A 14,929-nucleotide genomic window follows, 5' to 3' on the forward strand; every position below is an offset into this window, starting at 1 on the left:
CCATTCATTGTCACTCCTTCATTGTATGTCTTGACTCTATACGTACAAGTATAAGGAATGTCCCTATTTTTCCATAGCCTTTATTCAATCAATCAAGTTTGCCTTCATCCTTTTCCCCATAAAGCAGTTGCTCCCTCGTTCGCCTTTTCTGCTCTGCCTCGGATATTTCTTCGTAAAGCGCAATCACAGCATCGAACGAACTTTCGACGTCGATGCGTTGTTCCAATAGGTGATCAACATAGAATCCGTGACGCAAATTTTCGAGATGGAGTTCCGCTGTTTGATGGAACATCATCTCAAACTGTTCTTTTGCTCTTTGAATCTCGTCATGCGGTTTCCGATCCGTTAAAAGCCGCTGGTCAAAAGGGTCTGTTGAATGAATGAGCTCGTCCCACGCTTCCGGTGACAGTCTGGCTTTCCAATAATCATAGCCCGATTCAAAGCGTTGCAACGGTCGACCTGATGGAAACGATTTTTCGGCATAAGCTTCGTACAGTTTTCGCCAATGCTCGAAAAACCAATTGATCAACGCCATGTCCCAATCCATGAACATTTCTGATTTGTCATGCTCGACGAATTGGACCCTTCCGCCTTGATACGTCACCTCATAACGAATCGTCCCTTGAATGGACTCGTCGCGATAAAACATGTCATGGCGATACCTCATATCATCTAAATCGAGATCTGCCGGTTTCTCATACGCTTCGAGTGCACTCGCAAGTGATTGGACCGCTCCTGTCGTCACATCGGTGAACGTCACTTCAATCCGCTCAATGGTTCGGGGTGTCTCCAGAATCCCTTTGTTGTAACAGAAGGCCAAGACGAGCGGTCGTAGGCTGTCCGTCGACTCGGGAATGACAATCCATTCATGTAGCAGCGGGTCATTGTAATACCCCTCTTTGATTAACGCTTTTGTGTTGAGGCCGCCATTTCCAATAATTGTATATAGCAGAATATCAAGGTCTTAAACTTCACCGTATGGGATCATCCCATAGAAGTTCTCTTCTATCTCGTCACCCGTCCGGAAGTCCCGTCCGCTCCACCACTCCACGACAAAACGCCATCGCTCGACGAGCCACCATACCCACTCACCGCCGCTCATACCGGTTTGCCATTCATTCCGTTCATGGGCGACCCACTCGTCTTTATCGTACGAGACAGACTGAGAGGTCCCGTCTTGGTAGCGGATCTGATAGGTGAAGATACCATGTAACGTGTCTCGGTGAAGCAACGAATACGCCGATTCATTCAAATACAGCATGAAATCGATGAAGTTCACTGCTTCCGCAGACCCTGCCTCTTGAAACCATAGCTCAATCGATTCAATGACTCGTGGTTCCATCTATAGTTCGCCTCCCCGTTACTAGTATTCGCACATACAAAAACCAACCCGCTTTCACACAGGTTGGTCCGTTCGCTCAGTTCACTTTATTCTCGAGCTGTTTCAACTTCGTCGAGTAGTACTCGATGATGTCGCGGCGCCGGATGATGCCGATGAAATACTTGCCGTCATCGACGACCGGCACGAAGTTTTGGTCGGTGATCGCATCGACGAGCTCCTCGATTTGCGCCGTGATGGCGACCGGCTTATACCGTACGCGTTGCTTGATGTCTTTCAACCGTGTCCGGAGCACTTTTTCGTAGTCTTCTTCCCCGCGAAGCTGTTCGGCGAGTGCCCAGAGTAAATCCCCTTCTGTCATCGTCCCGGCGTAAAAGCCGTTCTCGGATACGAGCGGCACCGAGGTGAAGCGATGATGCTTCATCTTCTCGAGCGCTTGACGCACCGTCGATTCCGGGTCTAGATATTTGACGTCTTCTTTCGGATATAAAAAGAAAGCGATATTCATGTACAATCTCTCCTCAATCTAAAAATCCACCTCTTCATTGTACCATGTATTAGGGTCTAGTCAGCACAAATTGACCATCTAATCTGCATCTGTTCTGTCAAAAGGAGGTTCATTTCATTTTTCTGATGAAGCGTTTCCAGACAAGCTATTCGCATTGTGTGACAGCACACAAACAGGCACGGCCCCGAACAGCTTCTCCAAAGCCAATCTTGACCGTGAATCAAACATCTTGTATCACCTATATCATTGACCAATCTAAACGGAATCACCCGAAACGGCTTCACTGTTGCTATACCCGAGTGAAGGTCATTCTAGCCTTAAAAACCGTAACAAACATGCTACAGATGGCCATCAAAAAAGCCTAGGAACGTCCTAGGCTTGTCTCACTCAAATAAATTCGAGCAACGTCTTGTTGAATTTGTCCATCTCGTCGAGGACGGTACCGTGACCGCTCTCCTCGAACCGTTCGATGCGCGAGTTCGGAATCCCTTTTTCCATCTCGAGCGCAAACTCGAACGGGCAAATTTTGTCGTGCACCCCATGGATGATGAGCGTCTCGACGTTCACTTTTGACAAATCTTCACGCAAATCTTCGTCGCGGAGTGCTTTCGCCGAAGCGATTGTCCCGTGACTCGAGGCGACGAGCGACAGATGATGGAACCAGTTTTGCGTCGGTTTCGAATGTTCTTTCTCGAAGAAAATCTCACCGAAGCCTTCGAGCATCTTCGGCCGGTCTTTCTTTGTGTCCTCAATCAACGCATCGACCTCAGCTTGCGTCATCCCGTACGGATAGTCCGGACGTTGCGTGAACACCGGCGCTGCGGCGCCGGAGAGGACAAGCTTCTTCAAACCGTCATCTGGGAAATCAACCGCGTAACGGATGGCGATGGCCCCGCCCATCGAAAAGCCAACGAGCGTGAAGTCTTTGACACCGAGACCGTTGACGACCATGTGCACGTCAGACGCCATCGTCGCATAGTCATAGCCCGTCGCCGGTGCATCCGACTTACCGTAGCCGCGATAGTCGATCCCGACGTAGCGATAGCCTGCGTCAAGCAGCGCATTCTTTTGATACTCGAACATGTTGTTGTTCGCCGGCCAGCCGTGCAGGAAGACGACGGCGTCGCCTGTCCCGACGTCCTCTACAAAAATATTCGTTCCATCATGTGCCGTAATATAGTTCCCCATTGGTCAAAACCCCCAGTTGGATTGTTGAGCGGCGTGCGTATTTGCCCACAACCCAACTTTTCCCGTTTGACCAAAGTGGAAACCTGTCAACTGTCACGCCAGAGCGATTCAGCTTTCAAGACGTGCTCGATTGCTCCCGCTCCTTCACGTAATACAGACGTCCGCCACGACTCGTCTTCCGGATAGAACATGGCCATGAATTCTTTGCGAATGCCGTTCCGGGCTTCCGGGTCTTTCGTCCCTTCAAAGTAAAGCCGGTTCTCGAGGATGATCGTCAAAAACTCGCGAATCGTTGCTTTCGTCGACGTCCCGAACGTCCCGAACTCGAACAACGCCGAGACGAGTTTCTTATCGGGATGATGCGTGTCTCGCACATAATAGAAATGGTTCGTCGAGTCCCCGAGCACGTCGGTCGGGTCATACGTCTGGATATTTTTCAATCCGTACGTCCGCTTCAGTTCATCCACGTCACGCCCGTCCCGTTCACTGATGACCATCGTCACCTCGTTCGTCGGGCCGAGCGCCGTGTGCCAGTCCATATGGACGACGCGGTCGTAGCGATCAAGCAAATCGTGTTGCACTTCTTTCAAGAAGATGGCGGACGGCTCATCCGACTCACCGCCGTAGTACACACCTTTAGGGAACTGGTATTGGCCCATCCCTTTCGCCTCTGTCATCGCAGCGAACCCGTCGAGTTTAATGCCAGAACCGAGGAACGAGTAGATATGTTCACGCGCCTCGTGATAGTCATCGATGACGCCGTCTGGGACGAACAAGTGACGCATGATTTCATATTCTTTATTGACGTTACGCGGGAGCGACTCTCGGTCGATGACATAGTTTCGATTCAAGTCGGCGTTATGTTCATTGACGCGGCGGAAGTGTTTCATCCCCCACGGATTGACGGCATGAATGAGACAGATGCCGGTCGATTCGTGCCGGACGTGTTGAAGTTGCGTCTCGACGAACTGGTGTGTCACAGCGGCTCCGGCATATCCTTCGATGCCGTGTTCGCCAATCGTCATGAAGAGCACCGCCTCGCGTGACCCCGCCGGTTCACCGATGATGACATCGATTGTGTCTTCCCCAATCGAGTGGGACATCACGCGTGCGGTCGGATAATAAGGTTTGACGCGGTCGAGCAGGGCGAGAAACTTCTCGCGTGACTCCTCGTATGATGATGAAAAATACTGACTCATAGTGACTCCCTCCATTCTAATCTTCTGTATCCCATTCCCATTCCTGACCCGACTAAAAACGCCTCCTTCCGGAGACATCTTCTGACACCTAATGGGCCCCGGCCTTCGTACCCCGGTTTTGACGGCGGAACTCAAACAAATAGACGAGCAGGGCGAACAGCACGGCACCAAACAACCAGTACGCACCCGGACTCACGAACAGCGTCTCGAACGCCCGGAAAAACCAGGCCATGAGCGAGAAGCCAACGATGAGTTCGGCTGTCCAGATGACTCCACGGCGGACAGCCAGCGTGAGCGTGTTTGTTTTTTGAAAGAGGGCTGCGAGAAAAGCGATTAAAAAGGCCGGAAAACTACTGAACCAAAGCATCCGATTGAGCGTCGATTCGGCAAAATACGTGTTGCCGAGCGACACCGTGATGACATAATGCGCGACGAGCACCAACAAGACGACAACCCAACCGATGAGGACGTCACGTTCCCATTTTTTCATCGTTCTCCCTCCGTTCCACGCAACAGAGCTACCTTTATATTTTCCCGTTTTACCGATGCTTCGGTCACATCCGCATAAAAAAAGACGCGTCCCATAAGGAACACGCCCGATTATTTGTCCATCAAGTGACGAGCCCATTCGGTCGCCCGCTCGAGTTCTCCGTCTTTGAGCGGCCCTTCCTTGTCGAGAACGATGAACGACTCTTTCAACACCGGTTCCGCTCCCTTGTCCAACAGCAATCGTTCAATCCGGGTCGAGGCATGGCCGAACCATTTGACGATTTTTCCGACGAAAAAGCCTTGATCTTCTTCAGCCATGCTCGTATCGAACGCCGCGGCCCGGATACCCCGGAGCGCATGATCCGATAAGCCGTCTAAAAAGGTTTTCACGTCCTCGGTCTCGCGTCCGCCGTGCGTCGGTGAGCCAACGATGAACAAATCGAGGTTGGCAAGGTCGCCGTACCCGACGTGGCTGATCTGCATGATGTCAACTCGGTGCAAGTCGCCGAACCCGTCCTTGATGGCATATGCGACTTTTTCGGTGCACCCGTACATCGAGTCAAAGATGATGAGGATTTTCATAGGGAATCCCTCCATTACACGAAAACACGACACGTCTACAGTTGACTGTTCCCTTAATGAACCGAACCTCATCATGGATTCATTTAATTTTCATGTCTTTTCTTCACACGTATAGACACAAAGACGATCACACCGACAGCAAGCGCCCCATACGCCACCTTATCCAAATGGTCACGCATGCTGAACGGAGCGTCATGCCGATACTCGGCCCGCTTCCACCCAGCCTCGTCCTCGACCGCGAGCACGTCCTCAATCGCTTCCCCGTTCACTTTCCGATAGGTCGTCCCGATCGGATACATGTTCGAGGCGTCCCCGTGATAGCTGCCGTCCATATCGTCGGCCATCGTCCTCACTTCACCGACGACCTCACCTAAGTCGCCCTCCAATACGGCGACATCCATCACCTCATACACCCGTCCGTCCAACACGACGAACGCATACGCCCACGACAAAGCTTGGGCCGACAAGGAGATGGATAGAAACAATAGCACCAATCCGATGACACGTCTCATCGAATCGCCCACACGAACGTCGCCGAGTCGCTCAAGTCAATCTCGTCCGGTTCGAGTTCCGGCATCGCCGCCTCCGAGAAGAGCACCTCGTCATGAAGTGTGAGACGCGTCGGCGAATAAAGATGGAGCTCGCCCCACGTATAGTCGATTTGAAGCAAATCGCCTAGCGTCGCCCCGGCCCCTTTCGCCAACAGTTCGGCCCGATGGCGCGCGTTCGCCGCCGCGCTCGCGAGCAGTTCATCTTGAACCGAATCCGCATCCTTGATCGTGAACGAGATGGACAGCTTCGGTTCGGCTAACGAGTTGCTGACGTGTTCGATGACCGCGGACAACTGTTTCGTATCGAGCGGAAACTCGAGCTTCGTCTTCTGCTGACAGACGTAACCCCGGAACCGAGACTTGTAGTTGCCTTGTTTGTCGCGGTAGCTCTCATAGTCGGTGTCGATCGAGAAGTCGGTCGTTTTGAGCGCTGCCTTCTCGAATCCGGCCTGCTCGACTGCCTTTTGCAGCCGCGTGACGGCGAGTGCCGCCCCGTTCATCGTCTCCTCATAGCGGACAGCTCGTGACGTTAAATCCATTCTCACGACAATCAAATCAGGCTTGGCCGATACTTTCCCTGTGCCTTTCACGGTGATGGTGCGGTCCATATGATTTCCCCCTTCTGAGTTTAAAATCATGTGATTTTTTAGACCAATTGATGGAGCCTCATTCGTGTAAGTAAGTTTCAGCTTTAATCTTCATAGAATTCATCAATCTCCCATCATCGGTGAGGTTGATTATTTTTACGCTTTTCACTTCTCACGCCCGAGTTGTCAATGACACCACGAGTCCGATGAGATAGCCGAGTGCTGTTCCTGTCGCAATCCCATACACCAATTCAAATCCGAGTAGGAGCGAACTGATGATGCCAATCCCCGCTCCAAACACTAGTCCGAGTCCTACACCCGACGCTCGCCAACTCTGTTCTGTCATCGTAGTCTCCCCTCTCCTATATATCCCTTCCCGTTAACGGAACCGGTCCATCATGAACGCCTCTACGTCATCGAGTGTTTCAGCCCCACGTAGCGACGGATAGGCGTCTCGACTGAAGACGAGCCCTTCGTCCGTGTTCAGGAACATGTATCGCTCACCGTCCGGAAAGCCGTAATCACTCACATCCATGACTTGAAGCGTGGCCCCGTTTTGTGACCAGACGTGGGAAGTGTCATGCAGTCTCGGCATAAAAATCCCTTCCATGCCGAGGCGAAGCTCGGAGATGATGTCCGCATCCGACTGAAGCACTTTCGAACCGACACCTGCAACGGTGAGTACTTTCATCTCACTCCCCGGCTCAACCTCGCCCCGATAGACGTCTGTCACGCCGATCGTCACGATCGACTGATATTCCTCTTGTCCGTTGAAATCGAGCTCGATGTGGTCAATCTGTTTGACGACGCCTCGCACCACGACAGGCTCCCATTTCGAGAACAGTTCATCTTCACTCATCTCGATCAGGTTTGCCGACGACATCCCGACATCGATGTCCTTTTCATCGATATACGCGACCGACATATTGCTCGAGCTGTCCGACAGCGGGATCTGTTCTTTAAACCCATCCCATGTCACGGCAAAGAGTGTGACGGCAGCGACAGCGATGAGATCGCCCATCCAACGCCTATGTCTCCGTTTCTTTCCCTCGACTTCCATCGATTCCTCGACGAAACGGTCATCGACGTCCCCCATCAAACGTGTGAGCCTCATAGCGCCACCCCTTCCGCTTCGAGTACTTGCTTCAAGTCGTTCCGTGTCCGAAGCAGCACCATTTTCACCTTGCTCTCGCTCACGTTGCGTATCTTCGCGATATCCTTGATCGACTGAAAGTGAAAGTAACGCCCCATGAAAATCTGCCGGGTCTCTTGCGGCAACTGGGCCAAAAAGTCGTTCAACAACTCGACGATTTCCGAATCGGTCGCGGCGGAGGCGGCGAGACAGTGCTCGAGCTCGCTCGCGATAAGCGGGACTTGCCCCGCTCCACGCTTCTTGGCGTTCGCTTTCTCATACTTGTGGAGCGCGACGTTCCGGACCAGCTTTGCCAAGTAGGCAGCGAACCGCGCTGGACGTGTCGGCGGAATTGCTTGCCACGCCTTCATGTACGTGTCATTGACGCACTCGTCCGCGTCCTCCCGGCTATGCAAAATGTTATAGGAAATCGTATGACAATAGCCGCCGTACTTTTGCGCCGTCGCCTCAATCGCTCGCTCGGAACGCCTCCAATACAAATCGATAATCGCTTGATCGTCCAATCGAATCCCCCTCTCGATGTACTTACATCTTTATAGACCGGAAATGAAATCCATCGGTCACAACTTCTGTAAAAGTTTTTTGGAGCGGCTCTTCACGGCCGGGCTCCCCGTCTCGCGTTGCGACTCGAGCAATGCTTTCAGCTCGTCCCGGAATCGTGGATGCACGGCGCTCAAGTCGAAGATTGCCTGCAGAGCATTGACGATGACGATACTGCTCGTCTCTGCGGTAATCCAATCGGTGAGCACGTGAGCGATGTCGGACGCCTCTTCCTCAGTCCATATCATCCGCGACATGAGTTGTGCCAAATGCCACCTCACTTCTTGTTGGGTAGCGATATGCAGCTGCTCGAACAAGGATGACTGATGCGCTTCCAGCAGCTCGGGGTGACGACGCGTCACTTTCTCCATCGCGTCCGCACTCCGCATCCGGACGACGGGACGGGCATCGGTCAAGCCGGTCATCAATTCACTGAATCGGCCCGGGTCGTTCCCAACAAATTCGACGACCTCATCGACGCGACCGACCGAGCGCAAATCTCCACCACTCAATACTTCTCGGATGTCCATTCTCCCACCTCTTTCTTCTCTCTCATTTTACAAAAAACGGGATTCAGTAGACACTGAATCCCGTTACAACCCTATTAGTTATTCTCTTGCTTCAACCGGTCGATGATATTATCCGACTTCACTTTCGAAATGGCATATAACATCGAAGAACCGACGATGAGGAAAATCACGACCGTGACGAACAAGATGTCGCCCCACGGCAACGTGAACGGGGCTTCGAACGTGTTGATTTGCGCACGATAAATGAGGTACATGATGAGCACACTGAGCGGCACGCCATACGCCAACGCCTTCATGCCGTAGAAGATGCTCTCATAATACACCATCTTGTTGAACCCTTTCGGTGTCATCCCGACCGACCGCAGCATCGCGAATTCGCGACGACGGAGCGAGACGCTCGTCGAGATCGTGTTGAAGATGTTCGCCACCGAGATGAGCGAGATCAAGACGATGAACCCATAGACGAAAATCGATAACAGCAACAAGATTTGCTCTTGCTGTTCGCGCTGTTCCGAGACGTTGAAGATATATTGGTCCATATTTTGCTCTGCTTCAATGACTTGTTGTGTCGCCTCAGGATTGCTCGTGTTCAAGGCGATTGATGGGCTCGACTGCTGCATCAACTTCCCAATCGCATCTTTTTCGAACGTCCCTTCCCGGACGATCACATCGAGCCATCCGAGTGAACTCGTCATCACACCGGTCGGGGCGACGTCGGTCATGGCTCCGATTTTGATCGTTTTAAGCGGTGCCGCCTCGTCCGTCGCATTCTCGTCCCGGAGTTCAAGCGTATCGCCAATTTCGGTCTCAATCGTCTTCGAATTGACGAACTTTTTCTTGTCCACATCTTGATACGACACTTCATCAATCAAAACGGCGCCTGGGACATCTCCATCTTCAAAATTGCTGGCGGCTGCCCCGATCTGCTTCAAGTACGCATCGAAACTTTCATCATCTAATTGATAAAGAGAAACGTAGTACACAAATTTCCCATCGACGAACGTGGACACCAAGTCTTCATTCTCGGTGACCGCGCTCGGTAACCGCGCTTCGTCAACCACCGTCTGGACGGTCGTGTTCTCGAAGTACGTCCCGCTCGTCACATGATCCAACGTCTCATAGCGACGTAAGTCATCTTTACTGAGATTCGACCCGTTCACGAGAATGTCGAACTCGTACGTGCCTTGTGACATCTCAAGTGACTGTTCGAGTCGATCCGTGAAGTAACTGACGACTAAAAACAGCACGATACTGATGACGAGCGAGAACACCGTCGCCAAATACCGTTTCCGGTTGCGTTTTGTGTTTTTCAGCCCAATCTCCGCTTCCAATCCGAAGATCCGTCGCACGAGTTTCGACGTCTTCACGTTCTTCGACGTCAGTCGCACGTCCTGGGTCTGACGAATCGCGTCAATCGCAGAAATCTTCGAAGCGCGGCGCGCCGGCAGATAACACGAGATGAAAATCGTCACGCTCGAAATGAAGATCGTCAACAGGAGTGTGAGCGGGGTGACGACGACTTCAAACTTCTCCGTCACGTTGAGCGCCTTCTCCGCAAAAGCGTTGATGAACAAGAACGTGACCCCGATTCCGGTCACCCCGGCGATGATACCGATCGGGATGCTAATCCCTCCGATGATCAGTCCTTCAAAGAAGACCGAGTTTCGTTTTTGCCGTTTCGTCGCCCCGACACTCGCGAGCATCCCGAGGTAGCGTGAGCGCTCAGATACGCTGATGGCAAAGGCATTATAGATGAGCGAAATCGAGCCGATGACGATGACCGCCATGATGATGCCACCGAACCCGTACAGCGTCTTGCGCAAGCCGTCATCATCCGTCACCCCATAATAGCGGAGCAACGATGAGTTATAAGCGACCCCTTCGATTTTCTGTTCGTTCATCACTTGTTTCGTATCCTCATAGATCGAGCCGTTCACGTCGTTCAAGGCGACGAACGTATCGACGATCGCACCGTTCAACGCTTTGTCGTCAATGTATCCGACGACCGTATAGCCCGGCGACCACGTTGGCTCCCAGGCTGGGCGCGTCATCGTGCCGACGACGGTCAACGTCACCGTATCCTCGATTTTCAACTGTTCAAGCATCGTCTCCCCGTCACGGATCAAGCCATCGTTTTGGGTCAATACGCGACCTGATGATTCGTCCATGCGCTCACCGATCTCAATCGTCAATTCATCCCCGATATTGTACGTGACTTGCGCATTTTGACGGATGGCCTCAGAAATAACGACTTCGCCTTCTTTGTTTGGCAAGCGTCCCTCCGTCAAGTCGACGGGAAAGTTCTTGAGCCCTGACGTGTTATAGTTCCGGACGTATAAGTACGGTTTATAGGCATTCTGTGAATTCTTTAATTCTGCATAGCCGTCACTTGAAAGGATGACATCCTTCGTCGATGCATCATTTCGAATTGCCTCGACCTGCTCCTCATTCGTGTTGATGTATTGGACGTGCCATTCTCCATTGTCCGCGATGTCTTGACGGATCATCAAGTCTAAGAACGATGAACCGAGTGTCGTCACAGCCGTGATCATCGCCACCGAGATGATAACCCCGATGATGGTGACGAGCGAACGCCGCTTGTTTTCACGCAAGTGTCGAAGCGTCATTTTATTGATGATGTTCATGAGCGGACGACCTCGTTCTTCGCAATCTTCCCATCCTCGATCGAGATGATCCGGTCGGCCTGCAAGGCGATTCGTTCGTCATGCGTGATGATGATCAGCGTCTGATTGAACTTCTTGTTGAACAGTTTGAGGAGGCTCATGATTTCTTCACTGTTTTGACTGTCCAAGTTCCCTGTCGGCTCATCGGCCAAGATGATGGCCGGGTTGCTGATGAGCGCCCGACCGATGGAAACGCGTTGTTGCTGCCCGCCAGACAATTGGTTTGGCAGATGAGTCAATCGGTTCGACAGACCAAGGATGCCGATGATGCGCTCCAAATGGGCGGCGTCGACTTTTTGCTCGTCCAACAACATCGGCAGTGTGATGTTCTCCTCGACCGTCAAAATCGGGATTAAGTTGTAAAACTGATAAATCAAACCGATTTGACGACGACGGAAGATGGCGAGCTGTGTCTCGTCTAACTTGTAAATATCCGTATTGTCGATCAACACCTGTCCACTCGTCGGCACGTCGACACCGCCGAGCAAATGTAACAACGTCGACTTCCCCGAGCCCGACGGTCCGACGATACAGACGAACTCGCCTTTTTTGACCGTGAACGACACGTCATCGAGCGCCCGCACTTCCATCTCGTCTTTTCCGTATACTTTCGATAAGTGTTGCACTTCTAATATGTTCATGGTTGCACCCTCCAGTACTTAATCTACTTTGAGTGTACCGAGCGAGTGTGACACGTCCGTGACTCAAAAGTGACTGTTTCGTCACTTAGACGATTGCTTTGTAGAATCGAATTTGAAACGCGGTCCCGGCTCCACGTTCACTGCGGACGGTCAGTTCACCTTGTTGGCTTGTGATGATGCTGTGGGCCATGGCAAGCCCGATGCCGACGCTGTCGTCACTCGCATTCATACCCTTATAAAAACGTTGGAAAATATACGGGATGTCTTGTTTGGCGATGCCGCTCCCCGTGTCACGGATGACGATTTCCGTGTACAGTGTGTTCTCGCTAAATTCGATGAACAGCTCCCCTTCTTCCGGTGTATGTTCGACGCAATTTTTCAAGATGTTGATGAGCGCCTCGGTCGTCCACTTCAAGTCGCCTTCGAACGTGACATCACGCTCACCCGTAATCTGAAGCCGCTGCATTTTGATATCGATTGGCACGAGCATCGGTTTCGTCACGGCTTGAACGAGTGCGGGGACGGATACCGGTTCCCGTTTGAACTGAATCGTCCCGGCATCGATTTTAGACAGCTTGAGCAGTGACGAGACGAGCCACTCCATCCGCTCGAGCTGCACTTGTACGTTATGCGTGAACTCTTGACGCTTGTCATCTGACAGCCGTGGGTCACTGAGCAAGTCCGCCATGACGGTCATCGAGGTGAGCGGGGTTTTCAGCTGATGGGAGATGTCGGAGAGGGCATCCGTCAACTTCTGCTTGTCCTCTTCGAGATGCGTCCCTTGCTCGGACAGCATCTTCGTCACTTTATAGATTTGGCTCTTCAATAGACTGAGCTCGCCTTCACGGTTGTCGCGGACATCGAGTTTATAATTGCCGTTGCTGATCTCTTGCAGGTAACTCGACAGCTGATTGATTTCCCGATAGCGCCACGTCGTGAACCGATATGTCACGATCAAGAACGCGACCGACAAAAGGAGGACGAGAATGACGGCCTCCATCGATAGGAACAAAGATGCGACGATAGAAGCCACCCCAATCAGCAGCAACAGACTGACTAAATAGATACGGATTTCTCGATTGCGCAACATGTCAGCGTTCCACCTTATAGCCAATCCCGCGAACCGTCTTAATCAACGTCGGCCGTTGCGGGTCGTCTTCGAGCTTCTCGCGTAACCGTTTGATGTAGACGGTCAACGTATTGTCATTCACGAAGTCCCCACCCATGTCCCAAATCTGGTCGAGCAGCTGGGCGCGGGACAACACTTGTCCTGTATGTCTGCCGAAGATGAGCAATAAGCGGTATTCAAGCGCCGTCAATAAAATCTCGCTCCCATCCTTTGTGACTTTGGCGTCCTGCGTGTTGATTTCGACCGACCCGATTGTCAGAATTGGCGAACTCGCCTGTTTATTGTAGCGGCGCAATACCGAGTGAATCCGTGAGATGAGTTCACGGACCCGGAACGGTTTCGTGATGTAGTCGTCCGCCCCCATATCGAGTCCCATGACGACGTTCACTTCATCATCGAACGCCGTCAAAAAGATGACGGGCGTATCCTGTTTTTGCTTCACGAGCCGACATAAATCATAGCCGCTCCCGTCCGGCAACGACAAGTCGAATAGACACAGGTCGATCGTATGTAACTGTTGTTCAATCAAACGTGTCGCGTCGGTCGCGTTCTGGCACAACGTCGTCGTGAATTGTTCTTGTTCGAGCGAATATTGGAGACCGGAGGCGATTGTCCGGTCGTCTTCCACGATTAAAATGTGCATGTCTACTCCTCCTGTTTCGTTTCGACTACTCAAACTTCTCTTCCAATTCTATCGAAAAAAGGGACCCAGTATACACTGAATCCCGGTAAAACATTATTCGACTGTCGATGCTGCCTCGGCAAGCGCCGCTTCTTCTCTATGATAGTTCTCAACGAACGCATCGAGATGTGCCCGCACTTCGTCTGTCGATTTTGTGTCCATGAGCTTCACACGGAGGTCACTCGCCCCGCGGAACCCTTTCACGTAAATCTTGAAGAAGCGGTGCAAGTTCGAGATTGAACGCGGCACCTCTTCTTGGAACTTGTCTTGCAGGTCGAGTTGGAGACGAAGCAAGTCGAGGTACTCTTCCATCGAGTGCTCACGCGGCTCTTTCTCGAACGCGAACGGGTTCTTGAAAATCCCGCGGCCGATCATGACGCCGTCGACACCGTACTTCTCGACGAGTTCGAGACCCATCTGACGGTCGAGGATGTCGCCGTTGATCGTGATGAGCGTATCCGGTGCGATCTCATCACGCAGTTTGACGATATCCGGGATCATCTCCCAGTGCGCATCGACTTTACTCATCTCGTTACGTGTGCGCAAGTGAATCGACAAGTTGGCGATGTCTTGCTTCAAGAGATGCGTCAACCAGTCGCGCCACTCGTCGAGCTTCGCAAAACCGAGACGCGTCTTGACGCTGACCGGGATTCCGCCGGCTTTCGCCGCTTGGATGAGTTCCGCCGCGACGTCAGGACGGAGGATGAGTCCGCTCCCTTTCCCGCGTTTGGCCACGTTCGGGACCGGGCAACCCATGTTGATGTCGAGGCCTTTATAGCCCATCTCGGCCATGCCGATGCTCATCTCGCGGAAGTAGTCCGGGTTGTCGCCCCAAATGTGGGCGACCATCGGCTGCTCGTCCTCAGTAAACGTCAAGCGTCCACGCAAGCTGCCTTTCCCTTCTGGATGGCAATAGCTGTCCGAGTTCGCGAACTCGGTGAAAAAGACGTCAGGTCGGCCGGCATGGGCGACGACATGGCGGAAGACGACATCGGTCACGTCTTCCATCGGGGCAAGTATAAAGAATGGACGCGGCAGATCGCGCCAGAAGTTTTCTTTCATAAAAATCATTCCCTTTCGTAGTCAATCCAATAAAATCACTTCATCTATCTTATTATGGACGCGGG

18 protein-coding genes are annotated in these 14,929 nt (G+C 52.2%); all 18 read right to left on the bottom strand.

The window, feature by feature from the left end; genetic code table 11:
• Positions 1-88: 88 nt before the first annotated feature.
• Complete coding sequence (locus KNP68_RS07385) at positions 89-820, bottom strand: hypothetical protein (RefSeq protein ID WP_214799211.1); 732 nt, start codon at positions 818-820, stop codon at positions 89-91.
• 144 nt (positions 821-964) lie between these two features.
• On the bottom strand, positions 965-1,342 hold the full coding sequence (locus KNP68_RS07390) for a hypothetical protein (RefSeq protein ID WP_214799213.1): 378 nt from the start codon (positions 1,340-1,342) through the stop codon (positions 965-967).
• Between the two features lie 76 nt (positions 1,343-1,418).
• Positions 1,419-1,847, bottom strand: a complete 429-nt coding sequence (locus KNP68_RS07395; RefSeq protein WP_128123335.1) for a CBS domain-containing protein — start codon at positions 1,845-1,847, stop codon at positions 1,419-1,421.
• 387 nt (positions 1,848-2,234) lie between these two features.
• Positions 2,235-3,035: an alpha/beta fold hydrolase gene (locus tag KNP68_RS07400; protein WP_214756295.1), complete on the bottom strand. Its 801-nt coding sequence runs from the start codon at positions 3,033-3,035 to the stop codon at positions 2,235-2,237.
• 86 nt (positions 3,036-3,121) lie between these two features.
• Positions 3,122-4,234: a M14 family metallopeptidase gene (locus tag KNP68_RS07405; RefSeq protein ID WP_214756294.1), complete on the bottom strand. Its 1,113-nt coding sequence runs from the start codon at positions 4,232-4,234 to the stop codon at positions 3,122-3,124.
• Between the two features lie 88 nt (positions 4,235-4,322).
• Positions 4,323-4,724: a hypothetical protein gene (locus KNP68_RS07410; RefSeq protein ID WP_214799215.1), complete on the bottom strand. Its 402-nt coding sequence runs from the start codon at positions 4,722-4,724 to the stop codon at positions 4,323-4,325.
• Between the two features lie 110 nt (positions 4,725-4,834).
• Positions 4,835-5,305, bottom strand: coding sequence for a flavodoxin family protein (locus KNP68_RS07415; protein ID WP_251131477.1), 471 nt, complete (start codon positions 5,303-5,305; stop codon positions 4,835-4,837).
• An 83-nt stretch (positions 5,306-5,388) separates the two neighbouring features.
• Positions 5,389-5,817 (bottom strand): hypothetical protein, encoded by a 429-nt coding sequence (locus KNP68_RS07420; protein WP_029594972.1) that lies wholly within the window; start codon positions 5,815-5,817, stop codon positions 5,389-5,391.
• Entirely contained in the window at positions 5,814-6,464 is a 651-nt protein-coding gene (locus KNP68_RS07425) for an SIMPL domain-containing protein (protein ID WP_029594971.1), read from the bottom strand. Before KNP68_RS07425 ends, KNP68_RS07420 begins: the two co-directional genes overlap by 4 nt.
• A gap of 151 nt (positions 6,465-6,615) precedes the next feature.
• On the bottom strand, positions 6,616-6,789 hold the full coding sequence (locus tag KNP68_RS07430) for a hypothetical protein (protein ID WP_158001040.1): 174 nt from the start codon (positions 6,787-6,789) through the stop codon (positions 6,616-6,618).
• Between the two features lie 33 nt (positions 6,790-6,822).
• Positions 6,823-7,557, bottom strand: a complete 735-nt coding sequence (locus KNP68_RS07435) for a hypothetical protein (protein WP_214799219.1) — start codon at positions 7,555-7,557, stop codon at positions 6,823-6,825.
• Positions 7,554-8,099 (bottom strand): RNA polymerase sigma factor, encoded by a 546-nt coding sequence (locus KNP68_RS07440; RefSeq protein ID WP_214799221.1) that lies wholly within the window; start codon positions 8,097-8,099, stop codon positions 7,554-7,556. The genes KNP68_RS07435 and KNP68_RS07440 overlap by 4 nt, the downstream gene beginning before the upstream one ends.
• 57 nt (positions 8,100-8,156) lie before the next feature.
• Complete coding sequence (locus KNP68_RS07445) at positions 8,157-8,666, bottom strand: HEAT repeat domain-containing protein (RefSeq protein ID WP_214799223.1); 510 nt, start codon at positions 8,664-8,666, stop codon at positions 8,157-8,159.
• A gap of 74 nt (positions 8,667-8,740) precedes the next feature.
• Complete coding sequence (locus KNP68_RS07450) at positions 8,741-11,311, bottom strand: ABC transporter permease (protein ID WP_214799225.1); 2,571 nt, start codon at positions 11,309-11,311, stop codon at positions 8,741-8,743.
• Entirely contained in the window at positions 11,308-11,991 is a 684-nt protein-coding gene (locus KNP68_RS07455; protein ID WP_021066503.1) for an ABC transporter ATP-binding protein, read from the bottom strand. Before KNP68_RS07455 ends, KNP68_RS07450 begins: the two co-directional genes overlap by 4 nt.
• An 85-nt stretch (positions 11,992-12,076) precedes the next feature.
• Complete coding sequence (locus tag KNP68_RS07460; protein WP_214799227.1) at positions 12,077-13,081, bottom strand: sensor histidine kinase; 1,005 nt, start codon at positions 13,079-13,081, stop codon at positions 12,077-12,079.
• A gap of 1 nt (position 13,082) precedes the next feature.
• Positions 13,083-13,763 (bottom strand): response regulator transcription factor, encoded by a 681-nt coding sequence (locus KNP68_RS07465; RefSeq protein ID WP_214799229.1) that lies wholly within the window; start codon positions 13,761-13,763, stop codon positions 13,083-13,085.
• A 93-nt stretch (positions 13,764-13,856) separates the two neighbouring features.
• Positions 13,857-14,864, bottom strand: coding sequence for a tRNA dihydrouridine synthase (locus KNP68_RS07470; RefSeq protein ID WP_214717982.1), 1,008 nt, complete (start codon positions 14,862-14,864; stop codon positions 13,857-13,859).
• Positions 14,865-14,929 lie beyond the last annotated feature (65 nt).

This window comes from Exiguobacterium sp. s50 (genome assembly GCF_018618175.1).
Lineage (GTDB): Bacteria > Bacillota > Bacilli > Exiguobacteriales > Exiguobacteriaceae > Exiguobacterium > Exiguobacterium chiriqhucha.

Bases quoted from the DNA above. Each gene is read 5' to 3' on its own strand.
- KNP68_RS07390 (WP_214799213.1), bottom strand. From the start codon at position 1,342: ATGGAACCACGAGTCATTGAATCGATTGAGCTATGGTTTCAAGAGGCA.
- KNP68_RS07395 (WP_128123335.1), bottom strand. From the start codon at position 1,847: ATGAATATCGCTTTCTTTTTATATCCGAAAGAAGACGTCAAATATCTA.
- KNP68_RS07400 (WP_214756295.1), bottom strand. From the start codon at position 3,035: ATGGGGAACTATATTACGGCACATGATGGAACGAATATTTTTGTAGAG.
- KNP68_RS07405 (WP_214756294.1), bottom strand. From the start codon at position 4,234: ATGAGTCAGTATTTTTCATCATCATACGAGGAGTCACGCGAGAAGTTT.
- KNP68_RS07410 (WP_214799215.1), bottom strand. From the start codon at position 4,724: ATGAAAAAATGGGAACGTGACGTCCTCATCGGTTGGGTTGTCGTCTTG.
- KNP68_RS07415 (WP_251131477.1), bottom strand. From the start codon at position 5,305: ATGAAAATCCTCATCATCTTTGACTCGATGTACGGGTGCACCGAAAAA.
- KNP68_RS07420 (WP_029594972.1), bottom strand. From the start codon at position 5,817: ATGAGACGTGTCATCGGATTGGTGCTATTGTTTCTATCCATCTCCTTG.
- KNP68_RS07425 (WP_029594971.1), bottom strand. From the start codon at position 6,464: ATGGACCGCACCATCACCGTGAAAGGCACAGGGAAAGTATCGGCCAAG.
- KNP68_RS07430 (WP_158001040.1), bottom strand. From the start codon at position 6,789: ATGACAGAACAGAGTTGGCGAGCGTCGGGTGTAGGACTCGGACTAGTG.
- KNP68_RS07435 (WP_214799219.1), bottom strand. From the start codon at position 7,557: ATGAGGCTCACACGTTTGATGGGGGACGTCGATGACCGTTTCGTCGAG.
- KNP68_RS07445 (WP_214799223.1), bottom strand. From the start codon at position 8,666: ATGGACATCCGAGAAGTATTGAGTGGTGGAGATTTGCGCTCGGTCGGT.
- KNP68_RS07450 (WP_214799225.1), bottom strand. From the start codon at position 11,311: ATGAACATCATCAATAAAATGACGCTTCGACACTTGCGTGAAAACAAG.
- KNP68_RS07455 (WP_021066503.1), bottom strand. From the start codon at position 11,991: ATGAACATATTAGAAGTGCAACACTTATCGAAAGTATACGGAAAAGAC.
- KNP68_RS07460 (WP_214799227.1), bottom strand. From the start codon at position 13,081: ATGTTGCGCAATCGAGAAATCCGTATCTATTTAGTCAGTCTGTTGCTG.
- KNP68_RS07465 (WP_214799229.1), bottom strand. From the start codon at position 13,763: ATGCACATTTTAATCGTGGAAGACGACCGGACAATCGCCTCCGGTCTC.
- KNP68_RS07470 (WP_214717982.1), bottom strand. From the start codon at position 14,864: ATGAAAGAAAACTTCTGGCGCGATCTGCCGCGTCCATTCTTTATACTT.